The following is a 23,327-nucleotide window of genomic DNA, read 5'->3' as shown; positions in this document are numbered from 1 at the left end:
CATTTGAACATCTCATGACGAAAACTTATGAATAAAGCAGGTTAAGGATAATTCAAACATTTCTAAATTAGACCCTTAAGACCACCAAATCCGAAATATAATAAATATTAGTGTCTTTCCATAAAGTGCCATTTGCTGTGTTACGCTCGCCGCTAAAATACTCATTTACGAAAAGTAAAACGCCGTTTTTGGCGCCTTCGCAAGCCTTGCAACTGGCACTTTCTGAACAGACACGCATATGGTAAAAATTCTTGCGAGTTTATGGAAAAACACATATTAGAGCGGGTTAAGAAATCTGAACCGCCTTACAAATCTGAAAATACATGAGTGCGGTATAAAAAGCATATTTTTGTCAAAATCAAGGCGTTTTAAATCTTTATACCGAAGTTAACTCGTTGTTAATGAGGATGCAAAAATTTAAAACAACACAGAGTTTGGCAACAAAGATGCTTTTTAGACCGGGCTCATACATCATTAATGACCTGGAAAAAAATAGATTGCACTCTACGCAAAATAAAATGCGTACAAAGGGTTGTTATTATCAGAAACCGGTCAATGCCCCGGCTTCACGACATTTAGTTCTCCAGCAATGCCCGTGCATTTTCGAGGGCGGCATCGGTCACGCTGGCACCGCTAAGCATTCCTGCAATTTCAGCCAGACGTTCGTCCTTACTTAACAACTTAACGGATGAAATGGTTTGATGGTCGGTTTCCGTTTTGAAAACTTTGAAATGATAATTGCCTTTACCGGCAATTTGCGGAAGGTGTGTAATGCTAATAACCTGTATATTGCGCCCCATTTCCTGCATGATGCGGCCCATACGGTCGGCTATCTCGCCAGAAACACCGCTGTCAATTTCATCGAAGATAATTGTTGGCAGTCCTTTTGCTGATGACAAAAGCGATTTAACACAGAGCATTACCCTCGATATTTCACCCCCGGAAGCAACTTTAGGGATGTCGGTCAGTTCTCCACTTTTATTGGCTGAGAAGAGGAAAGACACATTGTCCTGACCGTTGGGCCCATACTCCGTCACTCTGTTGTTGCGCACAGCAAAGCGTGCATTCGGCATTCCAAGTTCGCGCAGCTGACTTTGAACGGTTTGTTCTATTTGCCTGAAGACACTTTCACGGGTTTTGGTCAGAACTTTGGAACGATTTTCAAGTTCGCCCAGAGCTTCGCCTATCTGTTTATCGAGCTTTGCAAGCTCTTCATCAAAAGAGGCCAGTTTTTCAAGACGGCCTGCCAGGTCTGCCTTTATTTCAATCAATGCTTCTACCGAATCCACATGATGCTTTTGCTGAAGCGAATAGATCAGGTCAAGTCGCTCCTGCACAACTTCCTGTCTGGCAGGATCAAATTCAACATCTGCTCCCCGGTCTGTAATTTCTTCAGCTATATCTTTTAGTTCAATATAAGACGACTCCATACGATTTAACAACTCCACGCCCCCCTGTAAAAAGGAAGCTACTTTTCTGAATTCTTCGACCAGGTGAAATAACTCCTGAACCATTGGCTGTTCACTTTCATATAGATACTGCGACGCATGCGAAAGAGCTGTCTTTATTTCTTCAACATGTGTTAGCTGTTCCAGTTCCTGTTCGAGTTCTGACTGCTCCCCTTCCTTTAGATTGGCATCATCGAGTTGTTTAAACTGAAACTCCCAGTAATCCTGGTCCTCCCGTTGCCGGGCATTCATCTCTTCAAGTTTTTTCTTTTCCTTTGTAAGACGCTTATAAGTATTATATGCCTCTGTGTAATTTTCTTTTTCAGATTGATTAGAAGCAACTGTATCTACCACATTCAGCTGAAAATGGTTGTCCCCGAGCAAAAGGTTCTGGTGCTGCGAATGAACATCAATCAAGCGGTCGGAAAGCAATTTCAAAAAATTCAGATTGACCGGTGTATCATTTACAAAAGCACGGGATTTTCCTGATGGCAGAATTTCGCGCCTAAGAAGAGCTTCCTCATCAAAATCGACATCCTCATCGCGGAAAAGCGACTGCAATCCGTAATTGGAAATATCGAATACCGCCTCAATGACACATTTATTTTCTTTATCACCAATTACCGACACATCGCTTCGTTGCCCCAAAACAAGTCCCAAAGCGCCAAGCATGATGGATTTACCCGCACCGGTTTCGCCGGTAATAACGGTAAATCCGGGTCCAAATTCAATGCGGGCCTCGTCAATAAGCGCATAATTTTTTATAGACAATGATCTCAGCATAACAAAAATTAATTGTCTTTCAGCATTTCCTGATAAGCATCGGCATTGGTCGGATTGATTTCAGAAAGAATATTAACAACCTCTGCTTTTTCCATTGAAAATGATTCAGAGAAAATGTTGATCAGTTCTTTTTGTTTTGCATCAAAAAAAACCTGCAAAGCATAAGAGCTGGGTTCGCGACGATAAACATCACGCAACAACTTTAAGGAGCCGGCAATATGCGAACGTGCCTCCTCCGGTTCTTCGTGCATTAAATCCAGTCCGTTACGGTGGTATTCATAATAAAACTCACGCAAAGGCTGATGGTCTTCTTCAAGAAGATTGTCTACAAGCCAATAACGGTTCTGTCTGCTCTCAAATTGTTTCCAACCGGTCTCTCTGGTATTCTGCATCATACTCACAATCTTTTCAGCTTCCTGAAAATAGGGCGTTCCCCCTTCGGGGCTGAAGGTATCGTAATCATATCCCAAAACAATGTAGGCATAATAGGCCAGTATGGCTGTCAAATTGGATTCAATATTGTTCTTGTTATACACCAGGCTCTCATATTCGCCATATTCAAAATCGATATTATCATCTTTCAAATTCAGCGTAGTGGTCAAATAGGCAGAATTGAAAACCGGTCGTCTGGCCTGAATTTGCAAAGAACCCTTAAATCTGTCAACACCAATAAGTTCGTCGATTGTAAAATGAAAGGTACATTCAATCCGTTCGGATGTTTGATAAACATGATTCGTCCATTGCTGATTATTCATAAATTCGTATATCGTTTCGCGCAATGATTGAAACATGGTTCGGTTGGTTCCCTGTACCGAAGGAGCGACTACTTGTACTGCACATCGTAACTCCTGAGAATGCAAAGGAATTAATGACAGAAATGCGAAAAAGATGAATGCCAGATATCTCATCTTCAAAGAATTTTCTCCAGTGCCGAAACTATGTCGACGGCAACTGCCCGTTTACTCTTTAACGGAAAGTTTTCAATTTTATGGTCTTTATGAATGATGGAAATACGATTGGTATCTCCCATAAAACCTTCTCCTTCATTATTCGGAGAGTTCAGAACAACAAAATCAAAATTTTTTCGCACCAGTTTCTGCCGGGCATTCTTTTCTGCATTATTGGTTTCTAAAGCAAATCCCACAGTAACCTGACCCGTCTTTTTCGTTTTCCCCAACTCTGCAGCAATGTCGGGATTGGCCTTTAAATGAATTGTTAAGTCTTCAGTGCTTCGCTTCATTTTTTCTGCCGAAACATCGGATGGTGCATAATCGGAAACCGCTGCTGCAAAAACGGCGGCATGGCAAGAAGTAAACAATTTGCGACAGATATCAAACATCTCTGTGGCAGACACAACATCCATCCGGTGAACAGAAGGATGAGAAATTTTCAGATTTACCGGACCGGCAACCAGAGAAACTTCGGCACCTCTATGTGCCAGCTCTTCAGCAATCGCGAATCCCATTTTCCCCGATGAATAATTTCCGATAAAGCGGACGGGATCAATGTTTTCGTAGGTAGGCCCGGCCGTAACCAGAATCTTTTTACCGCTCAACGACTTTTTTTTTTCTGCCGCTAAAATTTCGGTGATACGTTGAACGATTATCTCCGGTTCCTCCATCCGCCCTTTTCCTTCCAGACCGCTGGCCAGTTCTCCGGTAGCAGGCTCGATAATGTGCGCACCGAAGCTACGAAGCAAGTCAATATTTCGTTGATTGGCAGGATGTGCATACATATCCAGATCCATGGCCGGTGCCACTACAACCGGACATTTGGCCGACAAATAGGTGGTAATCAAGAGGTTATCGCAAATCCCGTTGACCATCTTCCCCATTGTGTTGGCCGATGCCGGCGCTATCACCATAATATCGGCCCATAACCCCAGATCAACATGACTGTGCCATGTACCATCCGCGTTCTCGAAAAACTCAGAAAGAACCGGTTTCCCCGATAAAGCGGAAAGCGTTACAGAAGTAATAAACTCCTTTCCTGCAGGTGTAATAATAACCTGAACCTCAGCACCTTCCTTTACCAGGAGACGAAGAAGATAGGCAGCTTTATAGGCTGCAATGCTTCCTGTAATTCCTAAGATTACCTTTTTCCCTTTAAGCATAAATCCGTCTCCTTACCTGAAATGCAACTATGAGGTTATAAACATGCGATAAACTTTCGGAGGACTATCTGAAATCGAATGGATAGAAAACAACGCTCTATTCTTCCTCAACCTGCTTATCCTTCGCAGGATTACGGTAATAGATTTTTCCTTCAATAAACTCCTGGGCTGCAAGAAGAGAGGGTTTTGGCAACCGCTCATAAAACTTTGATATTTCGATTTGTTCGCGATTTTCAAATACCTCTTCCAGATTATCTGTATACGAAGCAAACTCCTGCAATTTTTTGTTGAGCTCCTCTTTCATCTCAACACCAATCTGGTTGGCTCTTTTGCTGATGATCATCACGGTCTCGTAAATGTTACCTGTCCGCGACGACATCTGATCGGTATCCCAGGTAACAGTTGTCAAAGGCGCATTTGACTTTTTATAATCCATTGCAATAGCGATTTTATGTAAATACTAATATTTTTTTAACATCCTCGTAACATCTTCAAAAATCTTGTTGGCTTCTTTCATGTAAGAACTTTCAGGAAAATCGTTAATAAAGGCATAATATTCATCCAAAGTTCGTCTCAGGCGCTCTTCTTCTTTTTCGGGAACACTATTCATCGCCTGAATGTATAATGAATCCAGAATCAAAAAAGATAATTCTTCACGGTGTTTGGTATCGGGAAATTCGTCAAGACTGTTACGGGCGGTAATAACGGCAGCCTGATAATTATTGCCAAGATAAGTTCCCAGATTGTAGTATAATTTGGCGTTCAGGTATGATTTATATACCAGTTTATTACGCATTTCTTCAACCATCTGATTGGCGGCTTCAACCTTCGGACTGTTTGGATACAGATTCATAAAAAGATTGAACGCTTCGATGGCATTATGAGTATCGGTTTGATCCAGTCTTGGATTCGGTGATTGTTGATAATAAGAGGCTCCTACCATAAACTGGGCATCCTCGGCGTATTCACTGTTCGGATATTTTTTCACGAATTCCCTGAAAAAATGAACGGCACTAATATAATCGCGCATATTATAGAGCGAATAGGCATACTTGTAATGAGCCTCTTCAGCTCTGTCGGTACCCATGAAGACTGAAATCAACTCCTGCAACAAAGTAGAAGCCCTCATATAGTCCTCTTCCTCGTAATACTCGAGAGCCTTTTCATACTTAAGGTCGTAATCGGTACTTTTTAATACTTTCTGATATTCACTACATGAGGCCAATAATACCAGGGCCGTCAGAACAATCAATTTCCTCATCGTAACTATGCGCTTTTTGTGCATTTGCAGGTTTACGGTTAACTCTTTTACCTAAATATAACCGCAAAATTCCGTGCAAAGATACAGGTTTTACTTTGAAATATAAATTTCCACGAACAGGTTTTTTCTATTCCTGATTTTAATCAAAAACCGGGCCACTGATAAGTAAGAGAAATAAAATAAACTGCATCGGCGATAAGAAAAGATTTAGACTGGAACACACGAATCAAAATAAACAAAAAACATTACCTTTGCCCTCAAAATTAAAACTAAAAAGCTATAGTAAAGTGGATATTTTTGATAAAATAAGCGAAAACATGGGGCCTCTTGGCCAATATGGCAAAGACGCCCACGGTTACTTTACTTTTCCCAAACTGGAGGGAGAAATTCATCCCCACATGATATTCAGGGGTAAGAAAGTACTCACATGGAGTTTAAACAATTACCTGGGTTTGGCCAATCACCCCGAAGTAAGAGAGACAGATGGTCAGGCTTCAAAAGACTGGGGGCTTGGTTACCCGATGGGAGCACGTATGATGTCGGGTCATACCAGTAAACATGAGGAACTGGAAGCCGCTCTGGCCGACTTCGTAGGAAAAGAAGATGCTTATCTTCTCAACTATGGTTATCAGGGCATGGTATCCATCATTGACACGTTGGCAGGCCGTAACGATGTTATTGTTTACGATTCGGAATGTCATGCTTGTATTATGGATGGCATTTTTCTTCACAAAGCAAAAGGTGGCAAGAGTTTCGTATTTCCGCATAACGACATCGAAAGATGTGAAAAGATGCTCTCCATGGCTACCAGGCGTACCCGGGAATCAGGTGGTGGTATCCTCGTAATCACTGAAGGTGTTTTTGGTATGGCAGGTGACCTCGGGCATCTTCATAAAATTTCTGCCCTTAAAGACAAGTTTGAATTCCGTATTCTGGTTGACGATGCACATGGTTTTGGCACCATGGGTAAGACCGGTGCAGGAGTAGCCGAGCATTACGGAGTAACCGACAAGGTGGATGTCATTTTCGGGACATTTGCCAAATCGATGGCCGGCATTGGTGCATTCGTAGCAAGCCGGGAAGATGTGGTACAATATCTTCGCTATAACATGCGCTCACAAATCTTCGCCAAATCACTGCCCATGCCTATGGTCATTGGCGCATTGAAGCGACTGGAGTTGCTGAAAACACATCCTGAACTCAGGGAACACTTGTGGACGGTAGTAAAAGCGCTTCAGAAAGGTTTGCGGTCGGCTGGCTTCAACCTTGGACATACCGAATCTCCGGTGACTCCGGTCTTCCTGAACGGTACCGTTCCCGAAGCTACCAACCTGACAATGGACCTGCGTGAAAATTATAATATTTTCTGCTCCATCGTGGTTTACCCGGTTATCCCTAAAGGACAAATCATGCTGCGACTGATCCCTACGGCAGTTCATTCTCTTGAAGATGTCGATTTTACGGTCAAGGCTTTTTCGGAAATCAAGGAAAAACTTGAAGCTGGTAAATACCAAAGCGATAAAATTGCAAGCTTGTCGTAAATACTTGACATCCTAAAGTATTTCTAATATTTTAAAGGCGCTTCTTATAAGGAGCGCCTTTTTTGATATTTGAGTGTAGTCTAAAAAGCATCTTTGTTGCCAAACTCTGTGTTGTTTTAAATTTTTGCATCCTCATTAACAACGAGTTAACTCCGGTACAAAAATTTAAAACGCCTTGATTTTGACAAAAATATGTCTTTTTATACCACACTCATATTTGCAAAAACCCTGTTGACAACATTTTAAGGATTATTTTGTTTTTCTATAGCTTAAAACTCTGTTAAACTCTTACAGGCATCTGATAGTTAATTGTTTACAAAATTTATTACACAAACCACAACCCTTTCATAATAAAACTTTGCGTCATTGCGTCTCTGCGTTTCGGCATTTTTAACTGACTATTGATAGCTTGTAAAGGAATATGTTGATAATCAAAAACTAATAAATATGAAAACAAATATTTTTAAAGTGGTACTGGCAGTGTTTTCTATGCTGTTTGTTTTATTCACAAATTCAAAAGCAGAGTCTCCTCAAAAAGATACATTCCAGACATCGGCTGGTACTCTGGAAGTATTTCATGTTGGCCATGCATCGCTCTATTTTGTTTTTAATGGCAAAGTCATACATGTAGATCCCTTCGGTAAAATGGGCGATTATTCAAACATGCCCAAAGCTGACCTGATACTTATTACCCATGAGCATGGCGACCATCTGGATACCGAAACCATCAAGCTGATTTCGAAAGATAACACCCAAATCATCATCAATAAGGCCGGCTATGATTCTCTACAACAAGGAAGGATCATGAAAAACGGAGACCAGACAACCGTTCTGGATATCCCAATAAAGGCAGTACCGGCTTACAACCTCGTTCACAAACGCGATGATGGCACAGCCTATCATCCCAGGGGCCGGGGCAACGGTTATGTGTTGGAATTCGGAGATACCAGTGTTTATATTGCCGGAGACACCGAGAACATTCCGGAAATGGAAGACCTAGGAGAAATTGACATTGCCTTTTTGCCCATGAACCTCCCCTACACAATGAGTCCGGAAATGTGTAAAAAAGCAGCCCTGATGGTGGAACCGGATATACTGTTTCCATACCACTACAAAATGGGCGAAACAGATACCGGGAAATTTTCTAAGTTAATGGAAAATGTTTCAGGTATTGAAGTCCGGTTCAGACAATAAAAGGGTTGAGGATTGAGGGTTGAGGATTGAGTCAGCACTTAGCTCTATGCGCTTTACCCCATGCTCTCTGCCCTCTGCCCCTTGCCCCTTGCTAACTTTTCCCTAACTTTACCCACATGATACACATATACACGGGCAACGGAAAAGGCAAGACCACGGCTGCCCTGGGACTCATGATTAGAGCCGCAGGTGCAGGTAAAAAAATATTCTTTGGCCAGTTTGTTAAAGGAATGGCTTACAGCGAAGTAACGATCATCAATGGGCAAATACCGCAAATTGATCATCAGCTTTTTGGCCGGAAGTGTTTCATCAAAAGGGATCCCGAACCTGAAGATTACAAAGCCGCCCAGGCAGGTTTGCATAAAGTAAAAGAGCTAATCAAATCGGGCCGGTACGACATGATGGTACTGGATGAATTAAACATCGCATTATACTATAAATTATTTAGTCTGGAAGAAGTCCTTGCGATGCTTGAAAATTTGCCTGAAAATATCGAACTGGTCATCACAGGTCGGTACGCCCCACCTGAACTCATCGAAAAAGCTGACCTCGTTACCGAAATGAAAGAGATCAGACATTATTATCAAAATGGTGTAAAAGCGCGGAAAGGGATTGAGTTTTAAAATAAAAATCCCTTCTTTTTCTTCAGTACAATATAGCTGGCAAAATGGTCACTATAACCTCCATGGTACCAATCTCCTACAAAGGTACGATAGGGGTAACCGCTATAATCTCCCTCCTGTTGCCTCAGATATTGCTTATCGTAAATCTCTGTTTTAACAATATAATGATGCCCTGATTCCGGCTTCATCAGGTTGGGAGTAACAATGATCTGATCAAACAAATTCCAGAAATCGCGGTAACATAATGTCCCACGCCCCTCAAAGAACAATGGTGCCGTGGCATTAAAAAGACTGTCGCTACCTGCTTCCTGGGGAGTTACCCCGGCTCTAAGATATTTTTTAACACTCACATCCACCGGATCATCGTTCAAATCACCCATCACCACAATACGGGCATCTTTCTCTTCTGCATGAATGGAATCTACCAAAGAACGGGTACGTTCGGCAGCCGCTCTTCGCAAAGGGATGCTTCTTTCTTTCCCGCCATAACGTGAGGGCCAGTGGTTTACAATAAAATGAATCTTTTCACCGTCTAAATTGCCCGATACAACAAGATGGTCTCTTGTATAAATTCTGTTTCCTTCTTCATCTTTAATCAAAAGCGGCACAAAATTGACAACTTCAGGCTTAAAAACCCCTGAACGATATATAAGGGCCACATCAATACCGCGTTCATCCGGTGAATCCTGATGGATAATCCGGTAATCGAACGCTTTAAGACGATCGGTGGCGATCAGGTCTTCCAAAACACCACGATTCTCCATTTCAGAAAGCCCCATAACATCGGGAGCACCAACTCCCTCTGCTGCGCCAATGCCGGCAATCACGGAAGCCATGTTCTGCAATTTACGTTGATAACGGTTGGCATCCCACTGTTTTTCACTTTCGGGAGTAAACTCCTCATCTCTGACATTGGGGGCATCAATGGTATCAAATAAGTTCTCAAGATTGTAAAAACCCACAACACGCTGTTCCACACCGGTACTACAGGATAGAACGGTGGTCATCATCGCAACGGCAATCGCGCATTTAATTAAACTGCTCATCATTTTAACGATTTAAATTCGCAGTAAAAATATAAAATTGCTATATTAATCGACCTATGCGGCAGGGAGATTAAAAAAATTCATTTCTTTGCTGCCATAATTATTAAGTATCTATAAACTCGCAAAAAAATTTAGAGTATGTGTGTCTGTTCAGAAAGTGCCGGTTGCAATGCCTGCCCCGATATAATCGGGGGCTTGCGAAGCCGCCAAAAACGGAGTCCCGAATGTGCTTTTTGTTGGTTTTTCATTAAGAAAAACCTTACAAAAGCTACTTCGGGATGAGTATTTTGGCGGCGAGCATAACACAGCAAATGGTACTTTTTATGAACAGACACTAATTAAAAAAGGTATTTTCAAACCATAAATTAAAATCTGAAAATGGGTAAAGTATTGATAATCGGCGCCGGCGGAGTCGGCACTGTTGTGGCACACAAGGCGGCTGCAATACCTGAAGTGTTTACGGAGATTATGCTGGCCAGTCGCACAAAAAGCAAATGCGATGCTATTGCCAAAAAAATCGGAGACAAACGCATCCAAACGGCACAGGTTGATGCCGACAATGTACCTGAACTGGTAGAACTAATCAACAGCTTTAAGCCTGATATTGTTATCAATGTAGCTCTCCCCTATCAGGACCTTACTATCATGGATGCCTGCCTGGAAACCGGTGTTGCCTATCTCGACACGGCCAATTATGAACCGAAAGATGAGGCAAAATTTGAATACAAATGGCAGTGGGCCTATCGGGACAAATTCAAAGAAGCAGGGCTGACAGCCATTTTGGGATGCGGTTTCGACCCCGGAGTTACTTCCATTTTTACAGCTTATGCGGCTAAACATCATTTTGATGAGTTGCATTATCTCGACATAGTGGATTGCAACGCAGGTGATCACGGTAAGCCCTTTGCCACCAACTTCAATCCCGAAATCAACATCAGGGAGGTTACACAGAAAGGTAAATACTGGGAAAACGGCAAGTGGGTCACCACCGAACCGCACGAAATTCATAAACCACTGAATTATCCCGAAATCGGACCTAAAGAGTCGTACCTCATTTATCATGAAGAACTGGAATCGCTCGTGAAAAATTTCCCGACGTTGAAACGGGCACGATTCTGGATGACTTTTGGCCAGGAGTATCTGACCCACCTGCGGGTAATACAAAACATTGGTATGGCCCGAATCGATCCGGTAAAATATAAAGGTGTGGATATCATTCCCATTGAATTCCTGAAAGCCGTACTTCCCAATCCGGGAGAGCTGGGTGAAAATTATAAAGGTCAAACATCGATAGGTTGCCGAATCAGAGGATTGAAAGACGGGAAAGAAAAGACTTATTACATCTACAACAATTGCAATCATCAGGAAGCGTACAAAGAAACCGGAACCCAGGCTGTGAGCTATACAACGGGCGTACCGGCAACCATCGGAGCCATGATGTACCTCAAAGGGTTGTGGAAAAAACCGGGTGTATTCAATGTGGAAGAGTTTGATCCCGACCCTTTTATGAAAGAGTTGAACCAACGGGGATTGCCATGGCATGAGTTGCATGATGTGGATCTGGAATTGTAGGCAGGTGCTTAGATTAGAGGATAGATGTTAGAGGATAGAGAGACTGTCCAAAAAGAATGTTTTTGTCATTCCGAACGCAGTGAAGAATCTCAAAGTCAATATTTTGAAATTTTCCTCGTTACCTGGCTAACAACGATGGCTTATTTTTGGGCAGCCTCATTGTCTCTTTGCCTGAATGTCCCGAATAATTTTCAGATTCCTATTTTTCCAACTTTTCCAGCGCCTCTATTTCCTGATTGAGTTTTCGAAAATGCTCCCCGACGGAATACCTGAATGTCAGGTAAACGGAAAAAAGCATTACCAATACAATCAGAGTAACCGGAAAAACAGATGATGTAGAGAACAACGGGAACCCACCCATCAGAAAAATACCGACAATTCCTGGGATCATTAAGATATAGCTTACTTTCTTCAATTTAATCTTATACTTTTTAATCTGTTTAACCTTCTTCTTTATGCTGGTTAACGATTCAGAGAAATCCATTTTTCCAATGAGCAGATAATACTTAACTGACCAATAATAAATAGTTGAAGAAACAATGCCAAAGAGTAAAGCTCCACTATAAAATTCTATCGTTGCCCGAACCTGCACATTGGGTATCAATACCAGGAGCACAAGAATAATGGGAAGGAGCAAATTAATCCCTGCTTTTATTTTTTCCCTTGACATTCTCTTCTCCGGCTTGGCAAGAAGCACCTGCTTAAGAATTTCTTTATTTATCCGGGTGTTTTCTTTCAAATCCGTATCATATTGTTGCCAGATGGTCTGTAATTCATTTAAATCCATAATTTTTTGATTTTTGGTTTACCAAATTCTTCAATTGTTCTTTGATACGACTCATTCTTGTCCCCACATTGGTTTTGGAGATTCCGGTGATAACAGAAATCTCTTCATAAGAATTACCGTCAAGATAGAGTAATGTGATGGCTTTATTCAATTTATCCAGTTCTTCAATACAGCGATTCAACAACGCTGTTTTCTCCGAATGATTATCTTCAGAAAGCCAGCCAACAGGTTCCGCTTTTAAATCATTCAGGGAGAAAAACACCTTATCTCTTGTCTTTTTGCGCTGATAATTCATGGCCGTATTTAATGCCACACGATACATCCAGGTAGATACTTTTGAGTTTCCTCTGAAATTCCTGAACGATTTCCATAGTTCAAGAGTAATGTCGTTTATAAGGTCTTCCCTGTCATGGGCATTCCTGGTATAAACGCCGGCAATTTTCTGAACGATTCTGATATTCTCCTCCATAATTTTCAGAAACTGCTCTTTATGTGCCTCATCTGTCATTTTTTCGTTAGGTGACTTCGATTAATAAAACGATAAATATCAGGATTCTTTTATCTTCGTGTACACGTTTTATCGTATTAGTAACATTTGGAATTAAAAAGTCACAAATTTCAGCATTTATCTTAACTCAGCACCAAGTTTTCTGACCTGGCTGAGCCATTTTTGCCGTTTTTTATCGGCGGAAGATTTCACCGGTCCAAATGCAGTTATTCTAACCGGCTTGATACCACAAAACTCCAAAATACCTTTTCGCAAAGAGTTATGCCCGGGACTCTTATAAACCAAAGAGTAATACCATTTGGGAGTATCCATTGTCACAATAAGCCGCGCTGACTTTCCTTTGAGATATTTATCCCAGAAGAGGGAATTCTCGCGATATTTAAAAGCAAAACCGGGAAGAAAAACCCGATCGAAAAAACCTTTTAGTAAAGCGGGATAGGTTCCCCACCAGGTGGGGTAAACAAAAACCAGATGATCCGCATTCAAAATGGCTTCCTGCATTTTGAGCAGATCGGGCTCCAGATCGGTTCTCTGCTTGTAACCGTAATGTAAAATGGGATCGAAATGAAGATCAGCAAGATTTACCAAAGTACAATTCGCATTTTGGGTTTCGCATCCTTCTTTGTAACTCTCTGCCAAACTATGGCACAAACTGTTCTTGTCAGGATGACCATTGATGATTAGAATGTTTTTCATTCGTATAAAATTTGTTTATTAAGGTCGAATGGAACTCGCATACAAGCACTTAAACATATTCTTACTGTGGTAAACCTTGCCATGCTCGTTTCATTGGGTGCTCATTTTAGTTTGATAAAAATACACAATAGTCTGTTAAGAAAAGTCTAAAGGCAGAGACGCTATGACGCAAAGTTTTTAATATGAAAGATTTGCTGCTTGCTTTATGGTTTTACAACCATGTACAGACTGGCATTGAAATTATGCAAATTAGCACTAATATTCTAAAATACCCCTCATTTGTCAACAAACAATTCTCTGCTATATTTGTCATCTACTAATAAAAACAGCAAAATGAGCATTAATATCGATCAGGTGCCCTCGCCTGCTTATGTTATGGACGAGGCTTTATTGCGCAAAAACCTTGAACTTATAAAAAGTGTCCGCGACCGGGCCGGAATTGAAATCATCCTGGCTTTTAAAGCGTTTTCATTATGGCCGGCATTTCCAATTGTCCGGGAATATATACCGGGCGCCACAGCCAGTTCCATCCATGAGGCCCGCCTGGCTTTTGAGGAAATGGGCAGTCCGGCACACACCTACAGTCCGGCATATACTGAAAAAGACTTTCCCGGAATAATGCAATACAGCAGCCATATTACCTTTAACTCCGTGGCGCAATATGAAAGATTCAGACCGATGCTCATTTCTCATGATAAACATATTTCGGCAGGCTTACGTATTAACCCCGAGTATTCAGAAGTTTCTACCGATTTATATAATCCCTGTGCACCAGGCTCACGCCTTGGCATCATAGCCGAAAAAATGCCGGAAAAATTACCCGATGGCATAGAGGGCCTTCATTTTCATGCCCTTTGCGAATCATCAAGCAATGAACTGGAAAAAGTCCTGAAAAATGTTGAGTATAAATTTGGCGATCATTTGAAACAGATTAAATGGCTTAATATGGGTGGCGGCCATCTGATGACCCGAAAAGATTATGATGTAGAGCACCTTATCAAAACACTGAAAACATTCAGGGAGAAATGGAACCTGCATATCATTCTGGAACCAGGCAGCGCCTTTGCATGGGAAACAGGTGTACTGGTGTCGGAAGTTGTGGATATAGTAGAAAACCACGGGATTCAAACAGCCATTCTTAATGTCAGCTTCACAGCGCACATGCCCGACTGCCTGGAAATGCCTTACAAACCGCGAATAAGAGGTGCCCATAACGAGCCGGTTAAAGGACTCCCCACATACAGAATGGGAGGCAACAGTTGCCTGGCAGGCGATTTTATCGGTTACTGGAGTTTTGATAATCCGCTAAAACCCGGCGACAGGATTGTGTTTGAAGACATGATCCATTATACCCTGGTGAAAACCACCATGTTCAACGGGGTACCACATCCTGCTATCGCCTTCTGGAATGACAAAAACGGGATGAGAATAATCAGAAATTTTGGCTATGAAGACTATAAATCCAGAATGGGATGAGCCGAAGAACCAATCTGACTAAATGCAAATTAAAAACAAACAAAATATTTTTCTCATTTATTCTGAAACATCGATACATATTCTACCGTAAATATAAAAACAACTCGCCGCAACCAAATTTTCCCAATTTATTCATAAACAATAAATTACATTTTCAATTAAAAAGTTGCAAAAAGTTATTGATAAAGAGAAATAAACTTAATACTTTTAAAGAAAAAACAATTTCATACATGTTTCAGGACACAACACTCAGATATAGAATAAAATTGGGATTTGAAGAAATAAAATTTCCTCCCTTCGAAGATATTCTTGTTATCGGTAAAAAATCTCCCCAGGGAAAAGTTGGCATCTCAAAACTCTTTGAATTACTTGTTCCCAACGAGTTTGAAACAATCGACGTTGACGACCCAAAAGTTGAAGCCATATACATAAACCGGAATATTTTAAAAAAAATTGAAATAGAAAGGGTTTTAGAGATGTTAAAAAAGAAAGTTTTTCCTTATATTTCGCCTTCCGAAATCCTCAGAGTAGATTTCAAGTTAAAAATCGATTACGATACTATTGATTTGGAAATATAAGACCATGCTAATCGAACCTTACATTGAGCAAAACTACCCAAAAACTTTACCACTAAAAGGCATCAACGAAATTGAAGACGAACTGATCCATCAACGCTTCTTCATCGTAATGGAAGAAACCGACAAATACGTGGGAATGCTGACCGTTCCCGATGTTTTGGCCCGGAAGAAAAAGCTTGTTGCCGATTGCCTGTTACCGAAACCCTGTATTTCGCCCGACTCCACCATCGACCAGGCCATGAACCTGCTTTCATCGACCAACCTACCTGCTTTGCCTGTAGTAGACAGCCATCAAAAATTTTATGGCGTGCTTTCGCAGGATAAGTTCGTAGGTACATTTCAAAAGTGGCAGTGCGAAAAAAAGAAACAGGAAGAAAAGGAAAATTCTTCTCCCGAGAAAATTAAGCAGGAATTTATCCGAAACATATCACACGAGATACGAACACCGCTGAATGCTATCCAGGGACTTTCGGAAATACTGATCTATTCGGATATCTCGAACGAAGACAAAGAAAATTTTGCAGCGCTTTTGCACGCAAAAACCGACGAGCTTCTTCATCTGGTTGATTCACTTTTGCATTTGTCACAAATCGAGTCCGGAGAGTTTATTCCACAAAGCCAACACGATGTTGAACCGGACACCCTTTGCCGTGAAATACTGTCACAAGCCCGCAAGACCCTGACCAATTATACGAAAGAGCATTTGCAGATTTCATATTCGATGAACCTGCCCGAAGACCATCGTTTTAAGACCAATCTCCCCTATCTGAAGGAGGTAATGACACATCTGGTCAATAATGCAATAAAATTTACCGATCAGGGCTCTGTTACTTTCGGCTGCTATCTGGATGAAAACGAGAAAACCGTCTTTTATGTAAAAGACACCGGTGTTGGAATTCCCCCCGAAAAACAAAAAATCATCTTCAATGCGTTTGAAAAAGGAGCACCAAACAACTCAAAATTTTATCCCGGAATCGGAGTAGGACTTACCATTGCCTCCAAGATCGTAGAACTTTCCGGTGGAAAAATATGGTTCGAATCGGAAACCAATAAAGGTACCTGTTTTTATTTCAGTATATAAATGAGCGAGGTCTAAAAAGCATCTTTGTTGCCAAACTCTGTGTTGTTTTAAATTTTTGTATCCTCATTAACAACGGGTTAACTCCGGTACAAAAAATTTAAAACGCCTTGGTTTTGACAAAAATATGTCTTTTTATACCACACTCATAAATATTTTTGCTTCCGGATTCAGAGTTCCTGGTTTTGTGTTTCTGATTATTGTATCAGTTCAGCTCCCATCTCGCGAAGTTTGTATTTCTGTATTTTTCCACTGGCGGTCTTTGGAAAATCGTCCACAAAAAACACATGCTTTGGAATTTTGTAACGAGCAATCTGTCCCCTGCAAAAGTCCTGAACCCCTTCTTCAGTCAGCGATTTTCCTTCTTTTAATTTAATGAAAGCGCCAACAATTTCACCATATTTTTCGTCGGGCAGACCGACAACTTCAACCATTTCGACCTCTGGCATATTGTATATATAATTTTCTATTTCACGCGGATAAATATTCTCCCCGCCCCGGATAATCATGTCCTTAATTCGACCGGTAATCTGGTAAAATCCTTCATCGGTTTTTACTGCCAGGTCACCCGAATGAAGCCATCCATCCTCATCTATAGCATTCCTGGTAGCCTCCGGATTGTTGTAATACCCTTTCATCACATTATAGCCACGGCAACATATTTCGCCTTGCTGATTAGGCCCGAGCTTTTCTCCTGTTTCAGGATCAACAATTTTAACTTCCACGCCGGGCAGTTCCTTTCCTACAGTTGTAGCCCTTATTTCCGGTGGATCGAAAGTCCGGGTGGTAGTCATTCCCGGCGACGATTCCGTCAGACCGTAAACAATAATGATCTCATCGCAATGCATTTTGGTCATCACCTGCTTCATTGTATCGATCGGACAAAGAGAGCCTGCCATTATCCCTGTACGCAGCGACGTAAGATCGAACATATCGAACATCGGGTGATTCAATTCCGCAATAAACATGGTCGGCACCCCGTAAATGGAAGTACATTTTTCCTTCTGAACAGCTGCCAAAACCCTTAGCGGATCAAAATCTTCGGTAATAACCATGCTCACCCCGTGCGTAATAACTGCACAAACACCGAGAACACAGCCAAAACAATGAAAAAGCGGAACACAGAGCAACAAACGGTCGTCAGGTGTATATTTCATGTTATCGCCAACACCCTGACCGTTATTAACAATATTATAATGTGTCAGCATTACGCCCTTAGGAAAACCGGTTGTTCCCGAGGTATATTGCATATTAACTACATCGTGGCAATTTACTCCTTGTTTACGCTTTACCAACACCTCCTCATCAACATGATGGCCCAGGAGAAGAAGTTCAGGAGTGTTATACATCCCACGATGTTTCTGAGGGCCCAGAAAAACAACATTTCTAAGTTCAGGAAATTTCTCACTTCTGAGATGACCTCTCTGGCTGGTTTTCAGTTCCGGAACCAGCTGAAAAACCATATCCACATAATCGCTGTCTCGGTAACCGTCGATAAGACAAAGTGTGTTCAGATCGGCATTCTTTATAAGATATTCAAGTTCTGCCAGCTTATAATTGGTGTTTATGGTAACAAGTATGGCCCCTATTTTTGCAGTAGCAAACATCAAAGTGGTCCAGTCCGGCACATTATTGGCCCAGATACCCACTTTATCACCGGGCTGAACGCCAATGGCGATAAGCCCTTTGGCCATTTTGTCCACCCTCTCGTTAAATTCGCTGTAAGAAAACCGAAGCCCCCGGTCGGGATAAACCATAAAGTCGTGATCCGGCATTTGCCCGGCCCACTTTTCAAGCAAATCGCCTAAAGTATCTTCTATTGGTTGAAATGACATAGTGAAAAATCTTTTAGATAGTACTAAACCGGTAAATAAACGACTGCCAGAACAAGTGCCTTTTCGTTGTTCAATACCCTGACCCGATGCTCCACAATTGAATCGTAATAAATACTGTCGCCTTCATCCAGCCGGTGCGTTTCTCTACCATATGCCACTTCAATACTTCCCGACAGCACATAAATAAATTCTTCACCCTCATGAGCCGAAAATTTTTGTCCGGATACTTCATCTCCAGGAAATACCTCAATGAGAAACGGGTCCATATGACGGTTGCTCTTCTGGCAAGCCAAAGATGAAAAAGCCAGATTCTCTACCTCGTTTGTTCCGGTAGCATTCATGCTTCCCGAAGGTGTGTTTTCTCCTTTTTTGGTGACAACAACACCCTTTTCCTGCTGATCGTCCAGGAAAGTACCCAGTCTGACACCAAATACCCTGGCAAGCTTAATGAGTGTACCCAACGACGGCTCCACCTTACCGGATTCAATTCCGGCCAACTGTTTTTCGTCGATTCCGGCACGTTCTGCCACTTCCGGCAATCCGAGCTCCTTTTCCGTTCTTTGTAATTTAATCTTTTCTCCGGGTTTCATAAAAAGATTGTTAGATGATTAAATAGTGTCTGTCCATAAAGTACCATTTGCTGCGTTACGCTCGCCGCCATAATACTCATTTACTAAGGTAAACTCCGTTTTTGGCGGCTTCGCAAGCCTTGCAACTGGCACTTTCTGAACAGACACACATATTATAAAAATTTTTGCGAGTTTATAGACACGCACTAAAACATAAAATATTCAGGTTAGCACTCCCCCCAAAAAAAACGAACTATTACCATTAAATCGACACCAAAAAAAGGGTTTTTTAACAAAATACACAACAATTTATGCGTTTTTATTATGGATCGAAAGTAAGAAATGCTGTCTAAAACTTGTTAATTGCCCTTAAATGAGCAATAACTAAACTTATCTTATACGGAAAAATTCACTATTTTCGCACCTTCAAATAATTCCAATAGTCAGTTAAAAATAGCCTAAACGCACAGTACGCAATGACGCAAAGTTTTAATTATGAGAGGTAGAGACGCCCAAATTGGGCGTCTCTACCTTACCAGACATCTGTAAAAGTTTAACGGAATATTGAAATACAATAGTTCGTTAGATTTTTTGATGTAAGATGATTCATAATCTAAGTTAAGCGATAAGAGTTTTGCGAGGTATCACTCAAATTGGGTCATATAACCTTAATAAACAGTATTTTAATATGCAATCCTTATCAGGCCAAAATAATAGGCTTACAACGTATTGCAAAATTTTAACCGAATAGTGAAATAAAAAATCATGCATAACATTCCGGTTTATCCCGAAGCAAAAGGACTCATTTTTGATCTGGACGGCACCATTGCCGACACTATGCCAGCCCATTTTATTGCCTGGCGCAAAACATGCAGCAAACACGGCATAGACTTTACCATAGACCTGTTTAATCAACTTGCCGGCATTCCTCTGTACGGTACAGTTGAAAAGCTTAACGAAATGTTTGGCACCAATATGGATCCGCGAAAAGTTGGTGAAGAAAAAGAAGAACTCTTCAGGGCAACTCTGTCGCAAATCAGGCCCATCGAACCTGTTGCCGAAATCATCCGTCAATACCACGGTCTGTTGCCCATGGCGGTAGGTACAGGAGGTCAGCGCAAAGTAGCAGAAGAAACACTGAAAACGGTTGGGATGGACAAATATTTCGATATTATTATCACTTCTGATGATATCACCTATCCCAAACCACATCCGGAAACTTTTCTGAAATGTGCCCGACTCATGAAGGTAGAACCAGAGTATTGCCAGGTTTTTGAAGACGGAATACTTGGAATGAAAGCAGCCCGCGACGCCGGAATGATGGTTACAGATGTGACAGACTATTACGAAGTAACAACCGGACAGTCGCTGATAAAAATCAAGTAAGAAATTGCATTCTTTCTGATGTTCCTCATCTTTTTAGTGATACTTATTGCTTAAGTTAGTCACAACAAACGGAAGCCATTGTTATGTCCGTCTTATCGTTTTATAGGAATGGAACATAGATGACTTTGGCTTTAAACTTTAAGGAGAGCATTATGGAAGAGCATTTCGATTTCAGCCCCAATCCTCTGGTCAAATTCCTGAAAAAGGAGCCGGAAAACTTCACCAGGGAGGATATCATCAACTATATGTCGGCAAATAATGTAAGGTTGTTAAACTTTCGATATCCCGGAGAAGACGGGCGTCTGAAAACCCTCAATTTTGCTATTCACAGCCTCGATCATCTCAGAAGAATTTTAACTTTCGGAGAAAGAGTGGACGGCTCAAGTTTGTTTTCATTCATGGAGACCGGAAGCAGTGATCTTTATGTGGTTCCACGATATCACACTGCGTTTTTGAATCCGTTCTCCGATATGCCGTCGCTGGAAATACTTTGTTCCTTTTTCGATCATACCGGGAACTTGCTTGAACCATCTCCTGAAAATATTCTCAGGAAGGCATCGCGTTATTTCACACAATCTACCGGTCTGGAAATGAAAATGCTGGGAGAGTTGGAATACTATGTAAACAGTTCAACAGCCAGTATTTTCCCCGCTACCGACCAAAAAGGTTACCATGAGTCGCAACCATTTGCCAAATTCGAATGGATGCGTAAAGAAGCTCTCCGGCTGATTGCGGAATGTGGAGGTCAAATTAAATACGGTCATTCCGAAGTAGGAAATTTCACAAGAGGTGATGAATCGTTCGAACAACATGAGATAGAATTTCTGCCCACCAGACCGGATATTGCAGCCGACCAGATACTTATTGCCAAATGGATTCTAAGAATGCTGGCAGAAGAATTAGGTGTTGAAATAAGCTTTGCCCCGAAAATCAGCACAGGAAAAGCAGGCAACGGATTGCATTTTCATATGATGGTGCTCAAAGAAGGACAAAATATTGTCATGGAAGATGAGCAGGTAAGTCCTGCCACAAGAAAGATCATCGCTGGCATTCTTGACCTGGCTGATGCACTAACGGCATTTGGAAATACCGTACCCACTTCTTATCTGAGACTTGTCCCCAATCAGGAAGCACCTACATATATTTGTTGGGGAGAAAGAAACCGTTCGGCGCTTGTAAGGATACCACTCGGATGGTCGGGCAGTAAGGATATGGCAGGTGTTGTTAATCCGGGAATGCAAAACGACAACCACGCTACAATAAACAATCTTCAAACATTCGAATTCAGAGTTCCCGACGGCAGCGCCAATATACACCTCACCATGGCAGGATTGTTGGTCGCCGCCGTGCATGGACTAACTATGCCCGATGCACTGGAAAAAGCCGAAGCACTCTACGTGAAAGGAAACATTTTCCATACATCCGACTTCAAGAACCTGAACCAGCTTCCATCGTCGTGCTTTGAATCGGCTCAAAGACTTGATTCGAAAAGGGATATATTCATCGGAAGCGGCGTATTTCCACGAATGATCATCACCCACACCATCGACAAACTCAAAAATTATAATGATATTAATATCAGGGAGGAAATCTCTGCTGATAAAAATAAAGAAAGGGAACTGGTTATTAAATATATTCACTGCCAGTAAAAAATATTCACAAAGGCATATAGAACATCATCCGTTTTTGTTTGTTAGACGGATAAAAAAGATATTATTATGAAAATAACGAACATTAAAGGAACAGTAGAGCTTGCCAATGGTACAAAAATGCCATACCTCGGACTTGGCGTATTTCAGACCCCTAACAGTAAAATAAAAAAGGCGTTGCACTGGGCATTGGATGCCGGCTACCGGCATGTGGATACAGCTTCGTTTTATGAAAATGAAGACGGACTGGGAGAAGCAATAAAGACCCACCCGATGCCACGCAAGGAAATTTTCATCACCAGTAAGGTATGGAACACGGATCAGGGGTATGATTCTACCATCAATGCCTTTAATCAGTCGCTCAGAAAATTACAAACCGATTATCTTGATCTTTATCTCATTCACTGGCCTGTTAAAGGAAAATACAAGGAAACGTGGCGTGCTCTTGAAACATTGTATGATGAAGGCAGGATAAAAGCCATCGGTGTTAGTAATTTCATGCAACACCACCTGGAAGACCTGATGCAATCGGCGAAGATAAAACCTATGGTGAATCAGATGGAATTTCATCCAAAACTTGTTCAACAACCGCTTCTCGATTTCTGCAAGACCAACCACATACAATACGAAGCATGGAGCCCTTTGATGCAGGGGAAAATTTTCGGAATTGATCTGCTGAAAGAACTTGCAGAGAAATATAATAAGAGTGTTGCACAGCTTGTACTGCGCTGGGACCTCCAAAAAGGAGTGGTTACCATCCCAAAAAGTGTCCATAAAGATCGCATAGAATCTAATGCCGATATTTTTGATTTTGAAATTTCGGATGAGGATATGGCCCGCATTGATTCACTGGATCGAGATGAACGACTTGGCCCCCATCCCGACAATATCTGATTTTGCAAACAAAAAAAGATGGAAGAACCACCCCTTTTAAATCCGAAAATCCTGACAGAGCTCGTTTCATCACGGATGCCTTACGGCAGGTATAAGGGTTCCAGGATTTGTGATATACCCGAACATTACCTGGTTTGGATGTCGCAAAAAGGATTTCCCACAGGAAAACTGGGTATGCTCTTGGGAACAATGTATGAGATAAGACTCAACGGACTCGAATATCTATTAAAACCATTGAAATACAATAAAGATTATTAGCCTGCATTATTCATAAATTATCTATTACGATG

The 23,327-nt window shown here is 41.5% G+C and carries 22 protein-coding genes; 11 read left to right on the top strand and 11 right to left on the bottom strand.

Annotated features, from left to right (window positions below; translation table 11 throughout):
* Positions 1–575: 575 nt before the first annotated feature.
* The 5 genes from recN to OQ5_RS0115265 form a co-directional block, all read right to left on the bottom strand.
* Positions 576–2,231, bottom strand: a complete 1,656-nt coding sequence (recN, locus tag OQ5_RS0115285) for a DNA repair protein RecN (RefSeq protein ID WP_016778320.1) — start codon at positions 2,229–2,231, stop codon at positions 576–578.
* Positions 2,232–2,239: 8 nt separating this feature from the next.
* Positions 2,240–3,139, bottom strand: a complete 900-nt coding sequence (locus OQ5_RS0115280) for a DUF4835 family protein (RefSeq protein WP_016778319.1) — start codon at positions 3,137–3,139, stop codon at positions 2,240–2,242.
* A gap of 2 nt (positions 3,140–3,141) precedes the next feature.
* Entirely contained in the window at positions 3,142–4,344 is a 1,203-nt protein-coding gene (coaBC, locus tag OQ5_RS0115275; protein WP_016778318.1) for a bifunctional phosphopantothenoylcysteine decarboxylase/phosphopantothenate--cysteine ligase CoaBC, read from the bottom strand.
* A 97-nt stretch (positions 4,345–4,441) separates the two neighbouring features.
* A complete protein-coding gene (locus OQ5_RS0115270; RefSeq protein ID WP_016778317.1) occupies positions 4,442–4,780 on the bottom strand; it encodes a DNA-directed RNA polymerase subunit omega in 339 nt (112 codons plus the stop codon).
* 24 nt (positions 4,781–4,804) lie between these two features.
* Positions 4,805–5,605, bottom strand: a complete 801-nt coding sequence (locus tag OQ5_RS0115265; protein ID WP_016778316.1) for an outer membrane protein assembly factor BamD — start codon at positions 5,603–5,605, stop codon at positions 4,805–4,807.
* A 251-nt stretch (positions 5,606–5,856) separates the two neighbouring features.
* Between OQ5_RS0115265 and OQ5_RS0115260 the strand changes: the two genes are divergently transcribed.
* The 3 genes from OQ5_RS0115260 to cobO all read left to right on the top strand — a co-directional run bounded on the left by OQ5_RS0115260 (position 5,857) and on the right by cobO (position 8,963).
* On the top strand, positions 5,857–7,146 hold the full coding sequence (locus OQ5_RS0115260; protein ID WP_255297579.1) for an aminotransferase class I/II-fold pyridoxal phosphate-dependent enzyme: 1,290 nt from the start codon (positions 5,857–5,859) through the stop codon (positions 7,144–7,146).
* Between the two features lie 447 nt (positions 7,147–7,593).
* The gene (locus tag OQ5_RS0115255; protein ID WP_016778314.1) at positions 7,594–8,340 is read left to right on the top strand and encodes an MBL fold metallo-hydrolase; all 747 of its coding nucleotides are present in this window, start codon (positions 7,594–7,596) and stop codon (positions 8,338–8,340) included.
* Positions 8,341–8,456: 116 nt separating this feature from the next.
* On the top strand, positions 8,457–8,963 hold the full coding sequence (gene cobO / locus OQ5_RS0115250; RefSeq protein WP_016778313.1) for a cob(I)yrinic acid a,c-diamide adenosyltransferase: 507 nt from the start codon (positions 8,457–8,459) through the stop codon (positions 8,961–8,963).
* Here the strand turns inward: cobO and OQ5_RS0115245 are convergent.
* The gene (locus OQ5_RS0115245) at positions 8,960–10,012 is read right to left on the bottom strand and encodes an endonuclease/exonuclease/phosphatase family protein (RefSeq protein WP_255297578.1); all 1,053 of its coding nucleotides are present in this window, start codon (positions 10,010–10,012) and stop codon (positions 8,960–8,962) included. The genes cobO and OQ5_RS0115245 overlap by 4 nt on opposite strands.
* Before the next feature lie 375 nt (positions 10,013–10,387).
* Here OQ5_RS0115245 and OQ5_RS0115235 point away from each other — a divergent pair, with 375 nt between their 5' ends.
* Entirely contained in the window at positions 10,388–11,581 is a 1,194-nt protein-coding gene (locus OQ5_RS0115235) for a saccharopine dehydrogenase family protein (protein WP_016778310.1), read from the top strand.
* A 199-nt stretch (positions 11,582–11,780) separates the two neighbouring features.
* Here the strand turns inward: OQ5_RS0115235 and OQ5_RS0115230 are convergent, their stop codons facing one another.
* From OQ5_RS0115230 to OQ5_RS0115220, 3 genes are all read right to left on the bottom strand, one after another.
* Positions 11,781–12,368 (bottom strand): hypothetical protein, encoded by a 588-nt coding sequence (locus tag OQ5_RS0115230; RefSeq protein ID WP_016778309.1) that lies wholly within the window; start codon positions 12,366–12,368, stop codon positions 11,781–11,783.
* Positions 12,355–12,876, bottom strand: a complete 522-nt coding sequence (locus tag OQ5_RS0115225) for an RNA polymerase sigma factor (protein ID WP_016778308.1) — start codon at positions 12,874–12,876, stop codon at positions 12,355–12,357. The genes OQ5_RS0115230 and OQ5_RS0115225 overlap by 14 nt, the downstream gene beginning before the upstream one ends.
* Before the next feature lie 117 nt (positions 12,877–12,993).
* On the bottom strand, positions 12,994–13,572 hold the full coding sequence (locus OQ5_RS0115220) for an NAD(P)H-dependent oxidoreductase (RefSeq protein ID WP_016778307.1): 579 nt from the start codon (positions 13,570–13,572) through the stop codon (positions 12,994–12,996).
* 333 nt (positions 13,573–13,905) lie between these two features.
* On the opposite strand from OQ5_RS0115220, the gene nspC reads away from it, so the two are divergent.
* The 3 genes from nspC to OQ5_RS0115205 all read left to right on the top strand — a co-directional run bounded on the left by nspC (position 13,906) and on the right by OQ5_RS0115205 (position 16,707).
* Positions 13,906–15,048: a carboxynorspermidine decarboxylase gene (gene nspC, locus OQ5_RS0115215; protein WP_016778306.1), complete on the top strand. Its 1,143-nt coding sequence runs from the start codon at positions 13,906–13,908 to the stop codon at positions 15,046–15,048.
* Between the two features lie 230 nt (positions 15,049–15,278).
* Positions 15,279–15,626, top strand: a complete 348-nt coding sequence (locus OQ5_RS23615; RefSeq protein WP_026055328.1) for a hypothetical protein — start codon at positions 15,279–15,281, stop codon at positions 15,624–15,626.
* A complete protein-coding gene (locus tag OQ5_RS0115205) occupies positions 15,610–16,707 on the top strand; it encodes an ATP-binding protein (protein ID WP_016778304.1) in 1,098 nt (365 codons plus the stop codon). Before OQ5_RS23615 ends, OQ5_RS0115205 begins: the two co-directional genes overlap by 17 nt.
* Before the next feature lie 194 nt (positions 16,708–16,901).
* On the opposite strand, the gene OQ5_RS0115200 is transcribed toward OQ5_RS0115205, so the two are convergent.
* Both OQ5_RS0115200 and OQ5_RS0115195 read right to left on the bottom strand, forming a co-directional pair.
* A complete protein-coding gene (locus OQ5_RS0115200; protein ID WP_016778303.1) occupies positions 16,902–18,539 on the bottom strand; it encodes an AMP-binding protein in 1,638 nt (545 codons plus the stop codon).
* Positions 18,540–18,562: 23 nt separating this feature from the next.
* The gene (locus OQ5_RS0115195; protein ID WP_016778302.1) at positions 18,563–19,129 is read right to left on the bottom strand and encodes a helix-turn-helix domain-containing protein; all 567 of its coding nucleotides are present in this window, start codon (positions 19,127–19,129) and stop codon (positions 18,563–18,565) included.
* A gap of 744 nt (positions 19,130–19,873) precedes the next feature.
* Here OQ5_RS0115195 and OQ5_RS0115190 point away from each other — a divergent pair.
* The 4 genes from OQ5_RS0115190 to OQ5_RS0115175 all read left to right on the top strand — a co-directional run bounded on the left by OQ5_RS0115190 (position 19,874) and on the right by OQ5_RS0115175 (position 23,295).
* Entirely contained in the window at positions 19,874–20,494 is a 621-nt protein-coding gene (locus OQ5_RS0115190; RefSeq protein WP_016778301.1) for an HAD family hydrolase, read from the top strand.
* Between the two features lie 119 nt (positions 20,495–20,613).
* Entirely contained in the window at positions 20,614–22,143 is a 1,530-nt protein-coding gene (locus tag OQ5_RS0115185; protein WP_016778300.1) for a glutamine synthetase family protein, read from the top strand.
* A gap of 69 nt (positions 22,144–22,212) precedes the next feature.
* Positions 22,213–23,037, top strand: a complete 825-nt coding sequence (locus OQ5_RS0115180; protein WP_016778299.1) for an aldo/keto reductase — start codon at positions 22,213–22,215, stop codon at positions 23,035–23,037.
* 18 nt (positions 23,038–23,055) lie between these two features.
* Complete coding sequence (locus tag OQ5_RS0115175) at positions 23,056–23,295, top strand: DUF3820 family protein (RefSeq protein ID WP_016778298.1); 240 nt, start codon at positions 23,056–23,058, stop codon at positions 23,293–23,295.
* Positions 23,296–23,327: the final 32 nt, after the last annotated feature.

This window comes from Anaerophaga thermohalophila str. Valhall (assembly GCF_000250735.1).
Classification (GTDB): Bacteria; Bacteroidota; Bacteroidia; order Bacteroidales; family Marinilabiliaceae; genus Anaerophaga; species Anaerophaga thermohalophila_A.
Note: the sequence above shows the minus strand (reverse complement) of the source record. Positions and strands in the feature narration are given on the sequence as shown.